Origin of the sequence: Sphingomonas yabuuchiae (genome assembly GCF_001477495.1) — a bacterium.
Taxonomy (GTDB): domain Bacteria; phylum Pseudomonadota; class Alphaproteobacteria; order Sphingomonadales; family Sphingomonadaceae; genus Sphingomonas; species Sphingomonas yabuuchiae_A.
This window is the reverse complement of record NZ_LDTF01000007.1, coordinates 53,080-74,733: the sequence shown is the minus strand read 5'-3', so window position 1 is coordinate 74,733 and position 21,654 is coordinate 53,080. Positions and strand designations below refer to the sequence as shown.

The window sequence follows — 21,654 nt, the reverse complement described above, 5'->3', positions numbered from 1 at the left end:
GACCTGAGCGCCGCAATGCCCTTGGCTCGCCCGTAGATTTTAATTTGGGGTATGCATGGCCAAGCGGCTGACCTTGTACATCTTCATCGGCCTCGTCCTGGGGCTGGTCGTGGGGCTCTCGCTCAACCTGTCGCTGAATGACGGCAGCGCGGCGGCGACCGCGCAACTCAAGACAATCGCCAGCTATTTTGCGATCGTCACCGGCCTGTTCCTGCGCCTGATCAAGATGATCATCGCGCCTCTGGTCTTCGCGACCCTGGTGTCGGGAATCGCGCAGATGGGCGATACCAAGGCGCTGGGGCGGATCGGGGTGCGCTCGCTCGCCTGGTTCATCTCGGCCAGCCTCGTCTCGCTCACGCTGGGCATGTTGCTGGTCAATCTGCTCCAGCCTGGCGTCGGCCTGAACCTGCCGCTGCCCGCCGTCACCGCCGATAGCGGCGTGGTGAAGGCCGGGTTCGACCTCCAGAAATTCGTCACTCACCTCGTCCCCGCCTCGCTGGTCGAGGCGATGGCGACCAACGAGGTCCTGCAGATCGTCATCGGCTCGCTGTTCCTGGGCGTCGCGATCACGGCGGTCGGCGAGCGCGCCGCGCCGCTCGTGCGCGCGGTCGACGCACTGGTCGCGGTGATGCTGCAGGTGACGGATTACGTCATGCGCGTCGCGCCGATCGCGGTGTTCGCCGCCGTCGCGGGCACGCTGACCGAACAGGGGCCGTCGGTGATCGGCAAGCTCGCCATCTTCATGGGCAGCTTCTATCTGGGCCTTATCCTGCTGTGGTGCGTGCTACTCGGCATCGCGGCGCTATTCATCGGTCCGCGCGTGCGCGACCTGATCGCGCATATCCGCGCGCCGCTGATCCTCGCCTTCTCGACCGCCTCGTCGGAGGCCGCCTATCCGCGCATCCTGGAGGGGCTGGACCGGTTCGGCGTGCCGCCGCGCATCGCCAGCTTCGTCCTGCCGCTGGGCTATTCGTTCAACCTCGACGGCTCGATGATGTACATGACCTTTGCGTCACTGTTCATCGCCCAGGCTTACGGCATCGACCTGTCGATCGGGCAGCAGATCACGATGCTGCTGGTCCTGATGGTCACGTCGAAGGGGATCGCTGGCGTACCGCGCGCCTCGCTGGTGGTGATCGCCGCGACCATGCCGATGTTCAACATCCCCGAGGCGGGCTTGCTGCTGATCCTGGCGGTCGACCATTTCCTCGACATGGGTCGCTCGGCGACCAATGTGATCGGCAATGCGGTGGCGAGTGCGGTCATCGCGAAGTGGGAAGGCCCGCTCGACCCGCCCGAGCCGGTCGATGTGGCGTCGCTCCACGCCCCCTCGGGCACGCCTGCGAAGGACGCCCCCGACAGCTTCCGCCAGATCGGGGGACATTGATCGCCGGACCCTATGCCTCAGGCATAGGCATAGGGTCCGCCCTTGGCGAGCGCCGCCTGATAGGCCGGGCGGGCGTGGATACGCTCCAGCCAGGCGATGGTGGCGGGGCGGCGCTCGTCCAGCCCGGCGCGCGACCGGGCCGCTTCCAGCGGGAAGCTCATGATGATGTCGGCGGCCGTCATCTGTTCGCCCGCGAACCAGGGCGAACGCGCCAGTTCGCTTTCGACATAATCGAGATGGCGGTCGACCATCGGCTGGAACCGCTTCATCGCCACCTTGCCCATGACCGGAATACGGCTGAGCACCAGCGTGACGAACAGCGGCGGCATCAGCGACCCTTCGGCATAATGCAGCCAGAAGCGCCAGCGCTGCATCGCCTCCCGATGCGCGGGCGGCCCCAGCCGACCATCGCCCTTGCCGACAAGATATTCGATGATCGCACCCGTCTCGGCAATTACCAGTCCGTCGTCCTCGATTACCGGTGACTTGCCGAGCGGATGAACAGCGCGGAGTTCGCGCGGGGCCAGCATGGTCTTGGGGTCGCGCTTATAGTGCTTGACCTCATAGGGAAGGCCCAGTTCCTCCAACATCCACAGGATGCGCTGCGACCGGCTGTTTTCCAGATGATGGACGATGATCGTCATGGCTATTCCCCTCGATTGGGCCGCTCAACGCGCCAAGAGGGGTAGCGGACGCATCGAGGGATCATTCGTCTATCGCGAGCTCAAAAACCGACTGAAAGCTTGCTGCCCGGATCCGCAATCGGCTTATTTTCCGTCCCTTTCTCCCAGACAGGAGGCAAGAGCAGTGCGCTGGCTAGCTCAGGATAACGTAGGTCGCCCCACCCCAAGCACGGCATTTGCGGAAGCGCCCATCCACCGCCCTGCCCTTGAAAGAGAGCGGCGGATCACCCTGACGTCATCCTGCTCTCAGCCTTCGCTTTCGCAAAACCAAGTCTGCGCGATCCCCCCCCTCTTTGTGAGAGGCTTGGGAATAAGGGGCGGCACTGAATGTCGATCCACTCTGGATCAGCCATCCCCATGCGCAACGGCCCGCCAGATCCATGCCGAGGCTGGCAATGCAATCCGGTCGCCGGTGCGATAGGGCAACAGCGTCTCTCGCAAAGCCGTCTCCATCCGCCGCCGTTCATCGGGGGCAGCCTGTGCCAAGGCCCGCGCCGCGGGGCCGATTTGGGACAGGAAGGACAGCGCGTCCTCGACCGGATCATCGCCTTCGCCGACCACATAGTCGAACCGAACGCGCACGACATTGTCGGGCTGCCATCCGCTTTCCGTCAGCCACGCCCCGACCTGATCCCTATCGGCAAAGCCAAAGGGGCCGGGCACGTAGCCCTCGTCCTGCGGCGGAGTGATACCGATCACCGCATCCGCCAGCGTCGCGAAACCATTGGCGGCCCGTTCCGCAAAGCAGGAGAAGACCAGCCGCGCACCGCCGCGCGCGGCCTGCCGCAAGCTGGCCAGCGCTTCGACCGGATCGGGAAAGAACATTACGCCGTGACGCGAGCATAGCAGATCGAACGGCCCTTCGGCGGCCGCCACGGCCAGCGCATCGCCGCACTGGAAACGCAGGCCCTCGTCAGCCGCCACGCCCGCCCGCGCCTGTGCCACCGCCATCAATTCCGCCGACAGGTCGACACCCGTCACGCGCAATCCCGGCCGCGCGGCCCGGAGCGCCAGGCTGGTCGCCCCCGCCCCGCAACCGATATCGAGTGCATGGCCCCGTTCGGGCGCGACCGATGCGATCGCCGCGTCGAGATGACGGGACAGGTCCGCCAGGCTGCGGTCGGTGCGTCGCCATTCCGCGGCCCAGACCTCGCCGACCCGCCCCCGCCAATCCATTCCGCCCGTCACGATCCAGCCCTCGATGCTCATAAACAAAAAGGCCCGCCATTGCTGGCGGGCCCTATATTCTTAGATGTCGTCCTCGGCATCGGGGCCGGTCATCATCTCCTCGGCGACCTTCTCGGTCCGCTGGCGGATCGCCCGTTCCAGACGATCGGCCATATCGGGATTGTCGCGCAGGTAGTTCTTGGCGTTCTCACGCCCTTGGCCGATGCGGACCGAGTCGTAGGAGAACCAGCTGCCCGACTTCTCGACCAGACCCGCCTTGACGCCCAGGTCGAGGATCTCGCCGATCTTCGAAATGCCTTCGCCGTACATGATGTCGAATTCGACCTGCTTGAACGGCGGGGCGACCTTGTTCTTCACGACCTTCACACGGGTCGCATTGCCGGTCACTTCCTCACGATCCTTGATCGCGCCGGTGCGACGGATGTCGAGCCGGACCGAAGCATAGAATTTCAGCGCGTTGCCGCCCGTCGTCGTCTCCGGGTTGCCGTACATCACGCCGATCTTCATGCGCAGCTGGTTGATGAAGATCACCATGCAGCGCGAACGGCTGATGGAGCCGGTCAGCTTGCGAAGCGACTGCGACATCAGGCGGGCCTGAAGGCCGACATGGCTGTCGCCCATCTCGCCCTCGATTTCCGCACGCGGCACGAGGGCGGCGACCGAGTCGACCACCAGCACATCGATCGCGTTCGAGCGGACGAGCGTGTCGGTGATCTCGAGCGCCTGCTCGCCGGTATCCGGCTGCGACACGATCAGTTCGTCGATGTTAACGCCCAACTTCTTGGCATAGACGGGGTCGAGCGCATGTTCGGCGTCGACAAAGGCAGCGGTGCCGCCCATCTTCTGCGCCTCGGCGATGACGTGCAGCGCCAGCGTGGTCTTGCCCGAGGATTCAGGGCCATAGACCTCGATCACGCGTCCGCGCGGCAGGCCGCCGACACCGAGCGCGATGTCGAGGCCGAGCGAGCCGGTCGAGATCGCCTCCACCTGCATCGCTTCCTTCTGGCCCAGCTTCATCGCCGAGCCCTTACCGAATGCCCGGTCAATCTGGGCGAGTGCGGCGTCCAGCGCCTTTTGCCGGTCTGCGTTTGCGGTTGCCATGCCTGTTTCGATCACTTTCAGATTGGCGGCCATCAGATGCTTCCCTCGCTAGACCAACCTCGTGGTCCATTCAACGCATCTGCAATGTATGTGTTTTGTTCCATGAGAACAAGATGCGAACAAAATCTATCGCAAAAAAGTCGGCAGAGCCCACCATCCTCGTTCCCGCGCCTGCTCCGCCGCCGCATCGCGTGCGCCGATGTCATCGAAAATCCCAAAGCAGGTCGCGCCCGATCCCGACATGCGCGCCAGTTCGACGCCCGGTGCACTCGCCAGCAAAGCCAGCACCGCGTCGATCTGCGGCGCGATGGCACGGGCGGGCGGCTCCAGGTCGTTGCGCCCCGCCTTGGCGACGGTCATCACATCACCCTGCCCCAGCGCCCCCCGGTCCACGCCGTCCCAGCGCCCGAACACCGCCGCCGTCGATACGCCGACGCCGGGATTGACCAGCAGGACCGGCCGCCCACCCAGTGGCTCCAGCGGTTGTAGCGCGTCGCCCTTCCCCTCGCCGCGCGCCGTCTGCCCGAGCAGGCACGCGGGCACATCCGCGCCCAGATCGGCCGCCAAAGCGAACAGCGCGTAGTCGTCGGTCGCCACGCCGTGCAGCCGCGCCAGTGCGCGCAGTGTCGCCGCCGCATCCGCCGAGCCGCCACCAATACCCGACGCGACGGGCAGATGCTTGTCGAGGGCGATGGCATGCCCTTCGCTCACCCCGAACCGCGCACAAAAGCCACGCGCCGCCCGCATGACGAGATTGTCGTCCTGCGTCTCGCCCGCCAGCACGCCTGCGAACGGCCCAGTCAACGTCAGGCTGTTGCTGTCCGCCCGCTCCACCGTCACGACATCGCCGTCACGGCAAAAGGCGAACAGCGTCTCCAACTCATGATAGCCGTCAGCGCGACGGCGACGCACATGGAGCGCCAGGTTGATCTTGGCCGGGGCGGTTTCGACGATAGCGGTCATGCCCACCCCATGCGTCGCATGGGCGCGCTCGGCAAGGCCGGTCAGCCCGCGATCTTGGCGGCCAGCTTGGCCTGCTCCGTGTCGTCCGCCGTCAGTGCCGCCGCGCGCCAGGCATAACGCGCCTCGTACCGCCGCCCCAGCGCCCAATAGAGGTCGCCCAGATGGTCGTTGATCTCGCTATTGGCGGGCTCGGCCATGGCGGCGCGTTCGACCAGCGGCAGGCCGCGCCTTGTCTGCCCGGCCTTGTGATAGGCCCAGCCCAGCGAATCGGTGACCGAGGCGTCGTCGGGGGCCAGCTTGCTCGCCTTTTCGAGCAGGCCGAGCGAGCCCGGCACGTCCTTGCCCCGCTCGATCCGTGCATAGCCCAGATAGTTGAGCGCCAGCGGCTGGTCCGGACCCAGCGCGACCGCCTTGGCCAGCGCCACGTCCGCCTCGTCCTTGCGCCCGGCCTGATCGAGCGCCCCGCCATATTGCAGCCAGGCCGCCCAAGGGATCGCAGGGTCGGCACGGGTCACGCGTTCATACCAGGGCACCGCATCGGCCGGACGCTTGGCGGCGATCAGCTGGTCGGCATAGGTCTGCCAATCGTCGAGGCCGGAGTCCCTGGCGGTCGCGAGCCCCTGCGCGAGCATCAGCGCTTCGCCCTGCCGCCCCGCCTCGGCGAGCAGGCCAATGCGGACGATCGCGGCGCGGTGCGCAAAGGCGCCACGCGGCCGAACATCCCCGATCGCAGCGATCGCGGCATCCCATGCCTCGTCCTTCGACAGGGCCTCCGCCATGATCAGCCGGGCGCGGTCATTGTCGGGGTCGGCGATCAGGGCGGTGCGGCTCAGGGCGATGACCAGTGGTCGCGGCCCCTCGCTCGCCAGTTCGCCGCCGATCCGCACCAGCAGTTGCGACACACCGAAACCGAGATCGGGCTTGGCGCCCAGCGCCTTGCGATCGGCCAGGACGAGCGGATCGCTGAGCAGCGCGCGGGCATTGGCCTCGTCGCCGCGCCCCGCCACGATCTCGGCGGCGGCGATCCGGGTGTCGGGGGCCGCGCGCATCGTCTCCAGCAGGACACGGACCGAGGCCGGGTCGATCCGTTTGCTCGCCAGCGCCAGCAATATCCGATGCTCGTCGGCCAGCCGCTTGGCCACCGGTTCCTTGCCCGCGCTGTCGAGGCCGGGCTCGACCGGCTGCTTGCGATCCCACGCGGCCCAGGCGCGCAACACCGGCGACAGGATGCGCAGCGCGCCGCCATCGATCCGGGTCAGCGCGGCGTCATATCCCGCCCGGTCGCCTTTGCGCGCCGCGATCGCCAGGTCGAGCAGCGCCACGTCGAGCGGCGCGACATTCTCCGCCTCCATCACCCGCGCGGACTTCAACGCCAGCGGCACGTCGCCGCCGGTCATCGCCTCGCGATAGGCGCGCACCGCAACGGCCGGGTCGTCAGGCCAACCGGCCAGCGCCACGGCATAATCGTCGCTGGCCGCCGCCGAGCGCCCTTCCGACGCCGCGACCCGCGCCGCCAGATAGGCCGATAACGGCGAGCGGGGCACCTCGACCGCCGACAGGGCAGGCGCGGACCAGCAGGCCCCGACCAGCAGCAGTCCGGTCAGGGCACGAGAAAACGGACGCTTACATATTGGGATAATTTGGTCCTCCGCCACCTTCCGGCACCACCCAGTTGATGTTCTGGGTGGGGTCCTTGATGTCGCACGTCTTGCAGTGGACGCAGTTCTGGGCGTTGATCACGAATTTCGGATCACCCTCTTCCACGCCCACCACCTCGTAAACACCGGCGGGACAGTAGCGTTGCGCGGGCTCGTCGAACAAGGGCAGGTTGTGTTCGATCGGCACATCCGCGTTCTTCAGCGTCAGATGGACCGGCTGATCCTCCTCGTGGTTGGTGTTCGACAGGAACACCGAGGACAGCCGGTCGAAGGTCAGCACGCCGTCGGGCTTCGGATAATCGGGCTTCTTCACCTGATCCTTGCGCCACAGGCTTTCGTGATCGGGCTTGTGCTTCAGGGTGAAGGGCATCTTGAGGCCGAAATGCTCGGCCCACATGGTCGCGCCCGCCAGGCCGGAGCCCAGCGTGTCGCCGTACTTCTTGACCAAAGGCACGACGTTGCGGACGGTCGACAGCTCCTTGTAGAGCCAGGACGCGCGGAACGCCTCCGGATAGTCGGTCAGTTCGTCGCCCTCGCGCCCCGCCTGCACAGCGGCGAAGGCCGCCTCGGCCGCCAGCATCGCCGACTTCATCGCGCCATGCGTGCCCTTGATGCGCGGCACGTTCAGGAAGCCCGCCGAACAGCCGACCAGCACGCCGCCGGGGAAGGTCAGCTTGGGGATCGCCTGCAACCCGCCGTCATTGATCGCCCGCGCACCATAGGAGACGCGCTTGCCGCCCTTCAGCAGCTCGGCAATGACCGGGTGAGTCTTCCACTTCTGCATTTCCTGGAACGGGGAGATATAGGGATTGGTGTAGTTCAGCCACGTCACGAAACCGAGCGCGACCTGCCCGCCCGCCTGGTGATAGATGAAGCCGCCGCCATTGGCGTCATGCCCCAGCGGCCAGCCCTGGGTATGGATCACCCGGCCCGGCACATGCTTGGCAGGATCGATGTCCCACAATTCCTTGATGCCCAGGCCATAGACCTGCGGATCGCTGTCGCGGGCGAGATCGAACTGGCGGATGATCTCCTTCGACAGGTGACCGCGAACGCCCTCAGCGAAGAAGGTGTATTTGGCATGCAGCTCCAGGCCCGGCTGGTAATCGGGCTTGCGCGTGCCGTCGCGCGCGATGCCCATGTCGCCGGTCGCGACGCCCTTTACCCGGCCGTCCTCATGGAACAGGATTTCGGCGGCGGCGAAACCGGGGAAGATCTCGACGCCCAGTTCCTCGGCCTTGCCCGCCAGCCAGCGACACAGATTGCCGAGACTGCCGGTATAGGTGCCCTTGTTGTGCATGAAGGGCGGGGTCAGCGCGTGCGGCAGGTTGCGCTGCTTCGTCGCGCTCAGGATCCAGTGGAGGTTTTCCGTCACCGGCACCTCGGCCAGCGGACAGCCATCCTCGCGCCAGTCGGGCAGCAGCTCGTCGAGTGCGATCGGATCGATCACCGCGCCCGACAGGATGTGCGCGCCGACCTCCGATCCCTTTTCGAGGATGCAGACGGCCAGTTCGCCGCCCTGTTCGGCCGCCAACTGCTTCAACCGGATCGCCGCCGACAGGCCCGCCGGACCTGCGCCGACGATCACCACGTCATAAGGCATCGATTCGCGTTCGCTCATGGCATCCTCGCTTTTTGACCGCGCCGCTGCCGTAGCGTCCCGTTTGGCGGGCTCGTCCGGGCGCGGACGGAAAACATCTTGTCCTGACAGCCGATCCGACAGATTGACGCGCACGTCAACCTTGCAGCATGGGCTTACCCCATATGGGGGCTCTCTCAACGTTCGATACCGCACCGCTCGACGGTGCCCTGGCCGCCAGCATCCTGGACTGGTGGCATGATGTGGGCGTCGATCTGCTGGTCGAGGACGAGCCCCGCGACTGGATGGCGCCGGAGCCGGTGCGCACGCCGCTCGTCATGCCCGGCCAGGCACCCGCCGCCGCCCTGCCGGTCGCGGCTCCGGCGACCTCGCTTCCCGATACGCTCGAGGCATTCCTGGCCTGGCGGCTGTCCGATGCCGCGCCGGAGGCGACATGGGACGGCATTTCGCTGACCGCCACCGGGCCTGCCAATGCCGCACTGATGGTGCTGGTCGACTGTCCCGATCGCGACGACGGCGATGCGGGTCAGATCCTGTCGGGCGCGCCGGGGCGACTGTTCGACCGGATGCTGGCTGCCATGGGCCTGTCGCGCGAGACCGTCCATGTCGCCTCGGTCTGTGCGCGGCGGCCGATCGCGGGACGGACGCCCGCCGGGGTGGAGGCACGGCTGGCCGAAATTGCGCTGCACCATGTGGGGCTCGTCGCCCCGCGCGGGCTGCTGCTGCTCGGCAATGCGGCGAGCCGTTCCGTCCTCGGGACCGAATTGACCGACGCGCGCGGACATTCACACGTCATTGACCATAAAAGCGGAAAAACGAACGCCGTCGCGACTTTCCATCCGCGCTTCCTGATCGAGAAGCCGATGGCGAAGGCGGAAAGCTGGAAAGATTTGCAGAGGGTCATGGGGGATTTGCGCGCATGAAGCTGGGCCGGACGATCGCGAAGGGCGCGACCATCGGGGCTTTGTTGACGGTGGTCGGCGGTGCGGCCCTGGCCGCCGAACCCATCCCCAACGCCGACATCCGCAGCCCCGCCGCCCTCAAGGCCCCGCCCGCCATCCCCGCCTTGCTCGATGCCGATCAGAAGGCGGGCTATATGCGCGTCTTCGCGGCGATCCGGGACAGCCGCTGGACCGACGCGCAATTGGAACTGGACGCCCTCAAGCCCGGTCCGCTCCACGCCATCGCCCGCGCCGAACTCTATACCGCCAAGGGCTCGCCGAAGGTCGATGTCGAGCGGCTGGTCGCCCTGCTGAACGAAGCGCCGGAATTGCCCCAGGCCGAGCAGCTGGCCCGCCTCGCCCGCTCGCGCGGCGCGCATGACCTGCCCCCGCTCCCCGAAGCGCATACCCTGATCTGGCAGGACGGCGCCCCGCGCCGGACCCGCGCCAAGAGTGTGCGCAGCGACCAGATCGCCGCCGATCTGGCCGTCCGGATGCAGCCCTTCGTCAAGGCGGACGACGGCCCCTCCGCCCGCGCGCTGCTCGAATCGACGCAAGGCCTGTCGCCCGAGGCGCTGACCGAGTGGCAGCAGAAGGTCGCCTGGATCTATTTCCTCAGCGGCGACGACGCCAATGCCCGTATGCTGGCAGCGCAGGCTGCCGAAGGATCGGGCGACTGGGCCGTACAGGGCCGGTGGACCGTCGCCCTGTCGGCGTGGCGGCAGAATGACTGCCAGGCCGCCGCGACCGCGTTCGAGGGCACGGCGGCGCGCGCCACCGATGTCGACCTCCGCGCTGCCGCGCTCTACTGGGCTGCGCGCGCCGACATGGTCTGCGGCCGCCCCGACAAGATCGAGGGCCGCCTGCGTTCCGCTTCGCAGTTCCGCGAGAGCTTCTACGGCCAGCTCGCCCGGCAGGCGCTGGGCATGCGCGGCGATCGCGAGCCCCGGGGCCAGCTGGTCGCGACCGACTGGGCCGCGCTCGACCGCCGCCCCAACATTCTCGTCGCCGCCGCACTGGTCGAAGTCGGCGAGACCGATCTCGCCGATCAGGTGATCCGCCAGCAGGCGCGGATCGGCCAGCCGACCGAGTTCCGCAGCCTCGTCCGCCTGGCCGAGTCGCTGGATCTGCCCGCGACCACCGTATGGCTGGCGCATAATTGCCCGGCGGGCGTGACCGCCACCGCCGAGGCGCGCTATCCGACGCCGAACTGGGCCCCCGATAGCGGCTGGCGCGTTGAGAAGGCGCTGGTCTATGCGCATACGCTTCAGGAAAGCGGCTTCCGCAACAAGGTGGTCAGCCCGGCGGGTGCCTATGGCCTGATGCAGATCATGCCCGCCGCCGCGACCGATTTCGCGCGCGAGCGGGGCGTGTCGATCGACCGCAGCGCGTTGACCAAGCCGTCGACCAACATGGATATCGGCCAGCGCCATCTGGAGCGGCTTCGCGACATGACCGGCGTGACCGGCGGCCTGCTGCCCAAGGTGATCGCCGCCTATAATGCCGGGCCCAAGCCGGTCGGCGAATGGAACAGCCTGGTCCGCGACAATGGCGATCCGCTGCTCTATATCGAGAGCATCCCCTATTGGGAGACGCGTGGCTACGTCACCATGGTCCTGCGCAATTACTGGATGTACGAGGGCCAGACCGGCAAGGCCAAGTCGCCCAGCCGCGCCGCATTGGCGCAGGGTCTGTGGCCACGTTTTCCGGGCCTGCCGGGTGCCTCGGCGATCCGCCTGCAGCGGCCGAACGTCGCACAGGCGAGCGTGACGCCCAAGACGACCATCGCGTTGAATGCGACGGTAAGCCCGCAGTCGAATACGGCGATGCCGCAGGCGAACTGACCGAGGCTGGGGGATTCCCTTGGCCTTCGACTTCGCTCAGGCTGAACGGGGATTGGGGATTTAGGCTTATCCCAACTTCCGTTCACGTTGAGCGACGTCGAAGCGTAAGCCACACGACGGTCGGACGCATCCTGCACACCTCCGTTCAGCCTGCGCGAAGTCGAAGGCCACGCTTCTCCGCCAAACAAGCCGCCCCCAAATCCCGCGATCGGACGTTCCCCCGCCATGCCCATCGACACGACCCGCCGCTTCATTCCCGTCCGCATCACGGTCCTGACCGTTTCCGACACCCGCTCGCTGGCCGAGGACCGGTCCGGCGACACACTGGTCGGCCTGCTCACCGACGCGGGCCATGAATTGGCCGATCGCACCATCCTGCGCGACGATGCCGACCAGATCGTGGCGCAGTTGAACCGGTGGATCGACGACGCCGACATCGACTGCGTGCTGACCACCGGCGGCACCGGCGTCACCGGCCGCGATGTTACGCCCGAAGCCATCGAGCGGGTCGCGACCAAGATGATCCCGGGCTTTGGCGAACTCTTTCGCTGGCTGAGCTATCAGACCATCGGCACCTCGACGATCCAGTCGCGCGCCTGCGCCTGTGTCGCACGCGGCACTTATATCTTTGCGCTCCCCGGCTCGACGGGTGCGGTCAAGGATGCGTGGAACGGTATCCTGCGCGACCAGCTCGACAGCCGCCACCGTCCCTGCAACTTCGTCGAGCTGATGCCCCGCCTGCTGGAGCAATAATCAGTCGGGCTGCATCGCCGCGAGTTCATGTCCGTCGACATCGCGGAAGTGAAAGCGCCGTCCGCCGGGAAAGGCGAAGACCGGCACGGTAACCACCCCGCTAGCCGCCTCGACCGATGCCAGCGTCGCGTCCAGGTCTTCGACCCGGATGACCGGCAGCGGGGCCTTCACCCTGTCGGATGCGGCATCCAGTCCGACATCGGTATCCCCGTTCATCGTCGCTGCATAATCCGGCCCGAAATCGGTGAAAGTCCAGCCGAACGCCTGCGCGTAAAACCGCTTCGCCGCGGCCCGATCACCGACCGGCAGTTCGAGATATTCCAGCCGCGCCATCCGACCCTCCGTTCTTTTTTCGTTCCAATGGTGATCGAAGATTGAAGCTGCCGCAAGTCCCATAGGCTTGCGCATATGTTCTTCCTATGTTCTACGTTGGGTATGACGAAGATCGCGTCCCGAGGAGCTACGCACAATGCGACGAGCCGGCGTTTCGCTCTGCCGGAGCGGGAAGCGGATGGCGACTGGCTGGATGCCCAGTCGCTGGTCGACGGCGCGCCGCCGCCGCTGCGAACCAGCGTGACGGTCCTGACGCCGCGCACGATCCTGACCCGCAACGGCTCGCCCGACGTGCCGTTCAGCCAATCGATCAACGCCTATGCCGGGTGCGAGCATGGCTGTATCTATTGCTTTGCCCGGCCGACCCATGCCTATCACGACCTGTCGCCGGGGCTGGATTTCGAGAGCCGGCTGTTTGCCAAGCCCGATGCCGCCGCACTGCTTCGCACCGAGCTGGCCAAGCCCGGCTACCGCGTCGCACCGATCGCGCTAGGGACGAACACCGATCCTTATCAGCCGATCGAGGGGGAGTGGCGGATCACACGGTCCATCCTGGAGGTGCTCGCGGAGACGGATCATCCGGTGGCGATCACGACCAAATCCGATCGGGTGGTACGCGACATCGATATCCTGGCTCCGATGGCGGCCAAGGGACTGGCGACCGTCTGCGTCTCGGTCACATCGCTCGACGCCAAGGTCGCGCGCACCATCGAGCCACGCGCGCCGACGCCCGAGCGTCGGCTGGCTGCAGTGGCGAAGCTGGCGGCCGCCGGAATTCCCACCTATGTCTCGATCGCGCCCGTCATCCCCGCGATCACCGATCATGAGATCGAACATCTGGTCGACCGTGCGGCGCAAGTGGGTGCCCGCCATGCCTTCTTCATTCCCGTACGCCTGCCGCACGAGGTCGCCCCGCTGTTCCGCGCCTGGCTGGACACGCACTATGCCGAGCGGGCGGGAAAGGTGATGGCGATCATCCGGTCCCTGCGCGGCGGGCGGGACAATGATCCCGACTTCTTCACCCGGATGAAGGGTCAGGGCCCTTGGGCGGAGTTGCTGCGGGTCCGCTTTCACCGTGCCTGTCGGCTTCACGGGCTGAACCTGGATCGGCCCCGGCTCGACATCAGCCGGTTCCGTCCGCCAAAAGGCCCGCAGGGCGAGCTGTTTTGAGGATCGTCCTGCCTCTCCAGAACGTTATGTGACGGAAGGAGAGATGCCATGATGACCGATCCCGAACAGACCAGCCCGGAAAATCTGCCCCATGAGGACGAGGCCGACACCTCGGGCGGCGGCTATGGCAATCACGGCGACGCAGGCGAAGAAGAGCAGGATCGCCGCGAAGTCGGCGGCTGACATCGCCTGGGTCTAGGTCGAGCGACGTCGCGAAGGCCCGATTCCCATCGTCCACACAGGCCACCCATCCCGGCGGAGGCCGGTATCCAGTTATGACGCGATTGGCACAAGCTACCGACGCTTGCCGAACTGGACCCCGGCCTTCGCCAGAATGGTGGATGACCTTCGCAATGATAGACGACGGTCCCCCCGCTTGCACGCAACACGGGGATCGCCGCACATCGTTCGCTGCGCGCCTTCCTACCCCACCAGAGCCAGACGCGCCTCGGACGACTTCATCGCCACCGCCTTAACCCCCGGCAAATCCTCGATATGGCTGGCCAGTTCGGCATCGAGCAGGAAGTTACGGCCGAGCGTCAGCAGCGTGTCGCCGCTTTGCCCCTCGATCCGCGCCCGCACCTCGCCCCGGCCATTGCGCAGCGGGTCCAGCATCGCATGCAGCGCCTTGAACGCCACCTTGTCGGTCACCGTCACCTCCACCACGAACTTGGCCGTGCTGGCCAGGCCGTCGAACAACTGGACGCGCTTGATGCTGACCCGCGGCGCTTCCTCGCCCGGTCGGCGATCCAGCTCGACGGTGATGAGGGCGCAATGCCCCTCCTTCGCCGCCTTTTCCAGATCGGCCGCGACCGAGTCGTCGAAACAGGTCGCCAGGAACTGGCCCGTCGCATCCGATAGCTGCGCCATCATGTAGCGCTTGCCGCGCGCCGAGGTCCGCCAGCGCGCATCTTCGACCAGCACCGCCATGGTCGCGCCGATCCGCGCACCGTCATCGGGGATGATCAGGTCGGTCAGCGAGGTATAGGTCCGCGCACCGTGCATCTTGGCGATGTGCGCGTGGCGATCCACGGGATGCGCCGAGAAATAGAAGCCGAACGCCTCCTTTTCCTGCTCCATCCGCTGCGACAGGGACCAGCGGGTGCCGGTCGGCAGCTTGATCGCGTCGCCCGCCACCTCGGTTTCGCCGAACAAACCGCCCTGTCCGCTGGTCCGCCCCTCATGGGTGCGCGCGGCGATGGCGAGGACCGTTTCGGCGACCGCATGGACGCCCGCCCGGTTGGGTTCGATCCCGTCGAACGCACCCGCCGAGGCGAGGGTCTCCAGCTGGCGCTTGTTCATCAGGCGGGGATCGACCCGCTTGGCGAGCGCATCGAGCGAGGCGAAGGCCCCGCCCGCCTGACGCTCGACCACCAGCTTCTCCATCGCGCCTTCGCCCACCGACTTCAGCGCGCCCAGCGCATAGCGGACGGCCAGGCCATCCTCATGCGCCTCGACATCGAACTCGGCCTGGCTGGCGTTGATGCAGGGGGGCAGCATCGTCACGCCCAGACGTCGCGCGTCGTCGACGAAGATGGCCAGCTTGTCGGTCAGCGCCATGTCGTAGCACATCGACGCGGCATAGAATTCATGCGGGTGATGCGCCTTCAGCCATGCGGTCTGATAGGCGAGCAGCGCATAGGCGGCGGCGTGGCTCTTGTTGAAGCCGTATCCGGCGAACTTGTCGATCAAGTCGAACAACTCATTGGCCTTTTGCGCGGGGATGTTATTCACCTCCGCGCAGCCCTTGACAAAGATCGCACGCTGCGCGTCCATCTCCGCCTTCACCTTCTTGCCCATCGCGCGCCGCAGCAGGTCCGCGCCGCCCAGCGAATAGCCCGCCAGGATCTGGGCGGCCTGCATCACCTGTTCCTGATAGACGAAGATGCCATAGGTCTCGGACAGGATTTGTTCGAGCAGGGGATGCGGGTAGATGATCTCCTCGGTCCCCTGCTTGCGGCGACCGAAGCTGGGGATATTGTCCATCGGACCCGGCCGATAGAGCGACACGAGCGCGATGATGTCGCCGAAATTGGTCGGACGCACCGCCGACAGCGTGCGCCGCATGCCTTCCGATTCCAGCTGGAACACGCCGACCGTGTCGCCCTTCTGGAGCAGGGCGTAGGTGGCTTCGTCGTCCCAGGCGAGCGCACCGAGATCGACCTCGACCCCGCGCTTGGCGAGCAGTTGCACCGCCTTTTGCAACACCGACAGGGTCTTGAGGCCGAGGAAGTCGAACTTCACCAGCCCCGCGCCCTCGACGAACTTCATGTCGAACTGCGTGACGGGCATGTCCGAGCGCGGATCGCGGTACAGCGGCACCAGCTGCGCCAGCGGCCGGTCGCCGATCACCACACCGGCGGCGTGGGTGGACGAGTGGCGCGGCAGGCCCTCCAGCTTGGTCGCCAGGTCGAGCAGGCGGCGGACCTGATTGTCGTTGGCGTACTCCTTCGCCAACTCGGGCACGCCGTTCAGCGCGCGCTTCAGGTCCCAGGGATCGGTCGGGTGGTTGGGCACCAGCTTGGCGAGCCGGTCGACCTGGCCATAGCTCATCTGGAGCACGCGCCCGGTGTCCTTGAGCACCGCGCGCGCCTTCAGTTTACCGAAGGTGATGATCTGCGCGACCTGATCGCGGCCGTATTTTTCCTGGACGTAGCGGATGACCTCGCCACGCCGGGTTTCGCAAAAATCGATGTCGAAGTCGGGCATCGACACGCGTTCCGGGTTCAGGAAGCGCTCGAACAGCAGGCCCAGCTTCAGGGGATCGAGGTCGGTGATGGTCAGCGCCCAGGCGACGACCGAGCCCGCGCCCGAACCACGGCCCGGACCGACCGGAATGTCGTGATCCTTGGCCCATTTGATGAAGTCGGCGACGATCAGGAAATATCCCGGGAAGCCCATCTGGATGATGATGTCGACCTCGAAGGTCAGGCGCTCATGATAGGCCTCGCGCCAGCCGGGTTCGCCCTCGCCTTCCAGCTCGGCGATCCGGTCGAGCCGGGCGTTCAGACCGGCGGTCGCGTCGCGGCGGAGCATCGCCGCCTCGCCCTCGCGGTCGCCCGCGAGACTGGGGAGGATGGGCTTGCGCCACGGGGCCATCACGGCACAGCGCTGGGCCACGACCAGAGTGTTCTCGATCGCCTCGGGCAGGTCGGCGAACAGCTGCTTCATCATCTCGGCGGGCTTCAGCCACGCCTCGGGACAGCTTTTGGGACGGTCGTCCATTTCGACATAGGTCGAATTGGCGATGCACAGCATGGCGTCATGTGCATCGCGAAAGCCGCTATCGGTAAAGCAACAGGGGTTGGTCGCGACCAGGGGCAGGTCGCGATCATAGGCCAGGTCGATCAGCTCCTGCTCGGCCGCCATCTCGATCGGGTCGTCGCGACGTGCGAGTTCGACGTACAGCCGGTCGCCGAAGATCGCCGCAAGCCGACCGGCATAGGCTTTCGCCCGGTCCGGCTGGCCTTCCGCAAACAGGCGGGCGATACCGCCCTCGCCACCAGCGGTCAGTGCGATCAGGCCCTTGCTGAACTTCTCCAGCGTGTCGAAACCGACATGCGCCGCGAGTTCGATCGGGCGATCCAGATGCGCCGCCGACACCAGGGCGCACAGATTGTCATAGCCGGTCATGTCCTGCGCATAGAGCGCGATCCAGTCGACCACCGCGCCGACCGTGTCGGGCATGTCGGGACGCGCGATGCCCAGCATGGTGCCGATGACCGGCTGTACGCCTGCCTTCTTAGCCGCATCGGAAAAGGCCATCGCGGCATAAAGGCCGTTGCGATCGGTCAGGCCCGCGGCGGGAAAGGCGTTCGCCTTGGCCTGCGCCGCAATCGCCTTGGGATCGATCGCGCCGTCGAGCATCGTGAAGGAGGAAAAGATGCGAAGCGGCACATATCCGGAATGCATCACCGATCCCTACCCGACCCTGCGTGATTCGACCAGTGCGGAACCCGGCCGATAGCGATCCGTTACGGCAACAGAAGGATCCATCCAGATCAGGGCGAATGACGATGACCGACACCGACCGTTCCTTTGCCACCTCCCTGCGGCCCGGCGCGGGTTGGGGCTGGATCCTGGCCTATGGCGTCGTGTCGGCGCTGCTCGGGCTGGCCGCGTTCCTGTTTCCCGTGCCGGCCACCTTGGCCGCGACGCTGGTGATCGGGGCGTTCCTGATCGCATCGGGTCTGGTGTCGATCGGCGCAGGCATTTTCGGCAAGGGGCATGAGGGACGCGGCTATGCGATCGGGTTCGGCCTCGTCTCGCTGATCATCGGTCTCATCATGGCGTTCGAGCCTGCGACGGGGGCGATCTCGATCACGCTGCTGGTGGCGGTATGGCTGGGCCTGCGCGGGGCATTGGAGATCGGACTTGGCGCGCGGATGCGGCGGCGGCGCGGGTGGATGATCGCGCTGGGGGTGCTGAACATCCTGCTCGCGCTGTTCGTGCTGGCGACGCTGCCATGGAGCGCGATAACGCTGCCGGGCTATATCCTGGGACTGAGCTTCCTGTTCGGCGGGATCACGGCGATCGCGTCGGCGCTCGACCACAAAAAGGGTGCCAGCGCCTTTTCGCTTTGAGGGACTCCCATGGCCTTCGCCTTCGCTCAGGCTGAACGGCGGTCGGGGCGCACTGGCCCGTTCCGTGCGCGCCGAGCGACGTCGAAGCCTACGTTCCGCCTTAGTCGAGCAGCCTTTCGATCGCCTCGACCAATTCCTCGGGCTTGGTCGTCGGGGCATGGCGGCCGACCACCTGCCCGTCCCGATCGATCAGGAACTTGGTGAAGTTCCACTTGATCGCCTTTGTCCCGAGTACACCCGGCGCCTGCCCTTTCAGCCACTGGAAAAGCGGATCGGCATCGTCGCCATTGACGTCGATCTTAGCCATCACCGGGAAGGTCACGTCATAGGTCAGGGAGCAGAAGTTCGCGATCTCCGCCGCATCGCCCGGCTCCTGCGCCCCGAACTGGTTGCAGGGAAAACCCAGCACGGTCAGCCCCTGGTCCTCGAAACGACGGTGCAGCGCCTCCAGCCCCTCATATTGCGGGGTGAAGCCGCATTTGGACGCGGTGTTGACGATCAGCAGCACGCGGCCCGCATAGCCCGCCATATCGACGCGCGAGCCGTCCGCCGCCCTGACGGTGAAATCTGCGATACCGCTCATGCATGTTTCCCCAGCAGATAGTCGAGATTGGCACGCACGCCCGGCCACTCACGGTCGATGATCGAATAGACGACGCTGTCGCGGATGCGTCCATCGGCCATCATCTGATGCCCGCGCAGGACGCCGTCCTTCTTCGCGCCCAACCGCTCGATCGCCCGCTGGCTGCGCGTGTTGAGCGTGTCGGTGCGGATCTGGATCGCCTGGCACCCCATGACATCGAACGCATGGGCGAGCAGCATCCGCTTCGCCTCGGTATTGACGCCGGTGCGCTGAACGCGGGTGGCGTAGAAGGTGCCGCCGATCTCCAGCCGCCGATGCTGGGGCGCGATCCGCATATAGCGCGTCGTGCCGACCACCTCGCCACCCGGCGTCTCGACGGTGAAGAGCAACGCGCGGCCGACATCCCGCTCCTTCAGCGCCGCCTCCAGCCAGCGCTCCGGCACCTTCATCATCGAGACATTGGCGTAGAAAATGTCCCACAGGTCGCCCTCGCGCGCCGCCTCGACCAAGGCGGGCAAGTCGGCCTCGACAAAGGGACGCAGCGTGACGTGCCGGCCGGTGAGTGTCGGCGTTTCGGTCCAGACGCTCATTGCAGGCGACCCTCATGGAGACGGACGACGCGGTCCATCTTCATCGCCAGCCGCTCGTTGTGCGTGGCGACCAGTGCCGCCGAGCCCTCGCCGCGCACCAGCCTCAGGAACTCCGCCAGCACGATTTCCGAAGTATGCTCGTCCAGATTGCCGGTCGGCTCGTCGGCCAGCACCAGCGGCGGCTGGTTGGCGAGCGCACGGGCGACCGCCACGCGCTGCTGCTCTCCGCCCGACAATTGGCTCGGCCGGTGGGTCAGGCGGTGGCCCAACCCCAGCGCGGTCAGCAATCCCTTGGCGCGCGCCTCGGCGTCGGCGGGCAGCTTGCCCTGGACGAGCTGCGGCAGAACGACATTCTCGATCGCGTTGAAGTCGGGCAGCAGGTGGTGGAACTGATAGACGAAGCCCAGATGATCGCGCCGCGCAATGGTGCGGCCATGCGAGTCGAGCTTCGACACCTCCTCGCCCGCAATGCGGATCGAACCGGAGAAGCCGCCCTCGAGCAGGCCGACCGCCTGGAGCAGCGTCGACTTGCCCGAACCCGATGGCCCGAGCAGCGCCACGATCTCGCCCGGCGCGATGGCCAGGTCGACGCCGCGCAGCACCTCGATCGTCTGGCCGCCTTGCGTGAAGCTGCGCGACAATTCGCGCGTCGCCAGCACCGGCTCGGCGGCGTGGGGCTGGGTGACCGTTCCCATGCGGATGATCGGATCATTCATAGCGCAGCACCTGAACCGGGTCCGTGCTCGCCGCCTTCCAGGCGGGGTAGAGCGTGGCGAGGAAAGAGAAGACGAGCGCCATCGATGCGATCACGACGATCTCGACCGGATCGGTCTTGGACGGCAGCTCGGTGAGGTAGCGGATCGACGGGTCCCAGAGATTCTGCCCCGTCACGAACTGGACGAAGTTCACCACGCCCTGGCGATAGAACAGGAATACCGCGCCCAGCCCCAGCCCGGCGACCGTCCCCAGCGCGCCGATGGTGGTGCCCACCGTCATGAAGATGCGCATCAGGCCACCCCGTGTCGCCCCCATCGTCCGCAGGATGGCGATGTCGCGCGTCTTGGCGCGGACGAGCATGATCAGCGAGGACAGGATGTTGAACACCGCGACCAGGATGATGATCGACAGCACGGTGAACATCGCCACCCGCTCGACCGCCAGCGCCTCGAACAGCTGCGCGTTCATCGTCCGCCAGTCGGCGATGACGGCGCGGCCGCCCAGCTTGTCCGCCAGCGGGGCGAGGATCTGCCCCACCCGATCGGCATCGACCGTCTGCACCTCGACCATGCCGACCGTGTCGCCCATCAGCAGCAGCGTCTGCGCATCCTCGATGGGCATGATGACATAGGCCTTGTCATAGTCGTACACGCCGATCTCGAAGATGGCGCCGACCGTATAGCTGACGATGCGCGGCACGGTGCCGAACGGCGTCGTCTGCCCCTGCGGGCTGATCAGCGAGATTTCCGACCCGACCTGCGCGCCTAGCGCCTCGGCCAGGCGGCTGCCGATCGCGATGCGGCCGCTGCCCGGCGTCACGCTGTTCAGGTTGCCCATGACGATCTTCGAGCGGATGGCCGAGTTGCCGCGAATGTCGGTGACGCGCATGCCGCGCACCAGCACCGCCTCGACCCGGCCATTATAGCTGGACATCAAGGGCTGTTCGATCATCGGCACCGCGCTGGTGACACCGGGCGTGGCGCGCGCATCCCGCACGATGTCACGCCAGTCGGGCAGGCGTCCGCCCACCCCCTGCACCACCGCATGGCCGTTCAACCCGACGATCTTGTCGAACAGCTCGGCGCGAAAGCCATTCATCACGCTCATGACGATGACCAGCGCCGCAACGCCCAGCATGACCGCGACCAGGCTGATCGAGGCGACCAGGAAGATGAAGGCCTCTCCCTTGCCCGGCAGCAGATAGCGCCGGGCGATCATCCGTTCATAGCGTGACAGGATCATTGATGTCCGATCGATCCGTGGAGAAACTGAAAAGCCCAAGGGCTGTACGGGCGGCATCCGGTGCTGGCAATGCCGCGCCCGGTTCGCGCAGCCAAACGGCCAACCCGCCCCATTGTTGCGCGCGCGCCACACAAGCGGCGCAATCGTAGCAAGGATGCCGCAAGAGGGATGACAAGCGGCCCTGCCGTGCCGTACCACAATCTCACTGAGACACAGGCAGCAACGGCCGTGGTTCGGGGATTGCTCCAACGCTCACCCAACGAGGTTGATGCGGGAGCGGGAAAAGGGGGCTGACGAGCGATCGTCACGCAGGCGCCC

General features: G+C 66.5%; 19 protein-coding genes. 7 read left to right on the top strand and 12 right to left on the bottom strand.

Annotated elements, in window-relative coordinates; genetic code table 11:
• The first annotated feature begins 55 nt into the window (after positions 1-55).
• On the top strand, positions 56-1,387 hold the full coding sequence (locus NS355_RS01645; RefSeq protein WP_058744063.1) for a dicarboxylate/amino acid:cation symporter: 1,332 nt from the start codon (positions 56-58) through the stop codon (positions 1,385-1,387).
• A gap of 17 nt (positions 1,388-1,404) precedes the next feature.
• On the opposite strand, the gene NS355_RS01640 is transcribed toward NS355_RS01645, so the two are convergent.
• From NS355_RS01640 to NS355_RS01615, 6 genes are all read right to left on the bottom strand, one after another.
• The gene (locus tag NS355_RS01640) at positions 1,405-2,031 is read right to left on the bottom strand and encodes a glutathione S-transferase family protein (protein WP_058744062.1); all 627 of its coding nucleotides are present in this window, start codon (positions 2,029-2,031) and stop codon (positions 1,405-1,407) included.
• 384 nt (positions 2,032-2,415) lie between these two features.
• Positions 2,416-3,279, bottom strand: a complete 864-nt coding sequence (locus NS355_RS01635; RefSeq protein ID WP_244489512.1) for a class I SAM-dependent methyltransferase — start codon at positions 3,277-3,279, stop codon at positions 2,416-2,418.
• 39 nt (positions 3,280-3,318) lie between these two features.
• Positions 3,319-4,392 carry a recombinase RecA gene (recA, locus tag NS355_RS01630; protein WP_042482753.1) on the bottom strand — a complete coding sequence of 358 codons (1,074 nt, stop codon included), beginning with the start codon at positions 4,390-4,392 and terminating at the stop codon, positions 3,319-3,321.
• Positions 4,393-4,485: 93 nt separating this feature from the next.
• Entirely contained in the window at positions 4,486-5,322 is an 837-nt protein-coding gene (locus NS355_RS01625; RefSeq protein WP_058744061.1) for a 4-(cytidine 5'-diphospho)-2-C-methyl-D-erythritol kinase, read from the bottom strand.
• Between the two features lie 41 nt (positions 5,323-5,363).
• Positions 5,364-6,977, bottom strand: a complete 1,614-nt coding sequence (locus NS355_RS01620) for a hypothetical protein (protein ID WP_244489511.1) — start codon at positions 6,975-6,977, stop codon at positions 5,364-5,366.
• Positions 6,946-8,601: an electron transfer flavoprotein-ubiquinone oxidoreductase gene (locus NS355_RS01615; protein WP_058744059.1), complete on the bottom strand. Its 1,656-nt coding sequence runs from the start codon at positions 8,599-8,601 to the stop codon at positions 6,946-6,948. The genes NS355_RS01620 and NS355_RS01615 overlap by 32 nt, the downstream gene beginning before the upstream one ends.
• 143 nt (positions 8,602-8,744) lie before the next feature.
• On the opposite strand from NS355_RS01615, the gene NS355_RS01610 reads away from it, so the two are divergent.
• The 3 genes from NS355_RS01610 to moaB all read left to right on the top strand — a co-directional run bounded on the left by NS355_RS01610 (position 8,745) and on the right by moaB (position 12,118).
• On the top strand, positions 8,745-9,503 hold the full coding sequence (locus NS355_RS01610; protein WP_058744058.1) for a uracil-DNA glycosylase: 759 nt from the start codon (positions 8,745-8,747) through the stop codon (positions 9,501-9,503).
• The gene (locus tag NS355_RS01605; RefSeq protein WP_058744057.1) at positions 9,500-11,365 is read left to right on the top strand and encodes a lytic transglycosylase domain-containing protein; all 1,866 of its coding nucleotides are present in this window, start codon (positions 9,500-9,502) and stop codon (positions 11,363-11,365) included. The genes NS355_RS01610 and NS355_RS01605 overlap by 4 nt, the downstream gene beginning before the upstream one ends.
• A 225-nt stretch (positions 11,366-11,590) precedes the next feature.
• Positions 11,591-12,118, top strand: coding sequence for a molybdenum cofactor biosynthesis protein B (moaB, locus tag NS355_RS01600; RefSeq protein WP_058744056.1), 528 nt, complete (start codon positions 11,591-11,593; stop codon positions 12,116-12,118).
• Here the strand turns inward: moaB and NS355_RS01595 are convergent, their stop codons facing one another.
• The gene (locus tag NS355_RS01595) at positions 12,119-12,451 is read right to left on the bottom strand and encodes a VOC family protein (protein ID WP_058744055.1); all 333 of its coding nucleotides are present in this window, start codon (positions 12,449-12,451) and stop codon (positions 12,119-12,121) included. It abuts the gene before it with no gap.
• Positions 12,452-12,553: 102 nt separating this feature from the next.
• On the opposite strand from NS355_RS01595, the gene NS355_RS01590 reads away from it, so the two are divergent.
• Positions 12,554-13,621, top strand: coding sequence for a PA0069 family radical SAM protein (locus NS355_RS01590; RefSeq protein WP_058744054.1), 1,068 nt, complete (start codon positions 12,554-12,556; stop codon positions 13,619-13,621).
• 48 nt (positions 13,622-13,669) lie between these two features.
• The gene (locus NS355_RS19370; protein WP_275934703.1) at positions 13,670-13,804 is read left to right on the top strand and encodes a hypothetical protein; all 135 of its coding nucleotides are present in this window, start codon (positions 13,670-13,672) and stop codon (positions 13,802-13,804) included.
• A gap of 240 nt (positions 13,805-14,044) precedes the next feature.
• On the opposite strand, the gene dnaE is transcribed toward NS355_RS19370, so the two are convergent.
• A complete protein-coding gene (dnaE, locus tag NS355_RS01585) occupies positions 14,045-17,536 on the bottom strand; it encodes a DNA polymerase III subunit alpha (RefSeq protein WP_058744053.1) in 3,492 nt (1,163 codons plus the stop codon).
• Positions 17,537-17,637: 101 nt separating this feature from the next.
• Between dnaE and NS355_RS01580 the strand changes: the two genes are divergently transcribed.
• On the top strand, positions 17,638-18,204 hold the full coding sequence (locus NS355_RS01580; protein ID WP_058744277.1) for an HdeD family acid-resistance protein: 567 nt from the start codon (positions 17,638-17,640) through the stop codon (positions 18,202-18,204).
• Positions 18,205-18,304: 100 nt separating this feature from the next.
• On the opposite strand, the gene NS355_RS01575 is transcribed toward NS355_RS01580, so the two are convergent.
• The 4 genes from NS355_RS01575 to NS355_RS01560 are packed head-to-tail and all read right to left on the bottom strand — an operon-like array spanning position 18,305 to position 21,336.
• Positions 18,305-18,787: a glutathione peroxidase gene (locus NS355_RS01575; RefSeq protein ID WP_058744052.1), complete on the bottom strand. Its 483-nt coding sequence runs from the start codon at positions 18,785-18,787 to the stop codon at positions 18,305-18,307.
• Entirely contained in the window at positions 18,784-19,377 is a 594-nt protein-coding gene (locus tag NS355_RS01570; protein ID WP_058744051.1) for a GNAT family N-acetyltransferase, read from the bottom strand. The genes NS355_RS01575 and NS355_RS01570 overlap by 4 nt, the downstream gene beginning before the upstream one ends.
• Positions 19,374-20,093, bottom strand: a complete 720-nt coding sequence (locus NS355_RS01565; RefSeq protein WP_430726987.1) for an ABC transporter ATP-binding protein — start codon at positions 20,091-20,093, stop codon at positions 19,374-19,376. Before NS355_RS01565 ends, NS355_RS01570 begins: the two co-directional genes overlap by 4 nt.
• The gene (locus tag NS355_RS01560) at positions 20,086-21,336 is read right to left on the bottom strand and encodes a lipoprotein-releasing ABC transporter permease subunit (RefSeq protein ID WP_058744050.1); all 1,251 of its coding nucleotides are present in this window, start codon (positions 21,334-21,336) and stop codon (positions 20,086-20,088) included. Before NS355_RS01560 ends, NS355_RS01565 begins: the two co-directional genes overlap by 8 nt.
• Positions 21,337-21,654 lie beyond the last annotated feature (318 nt).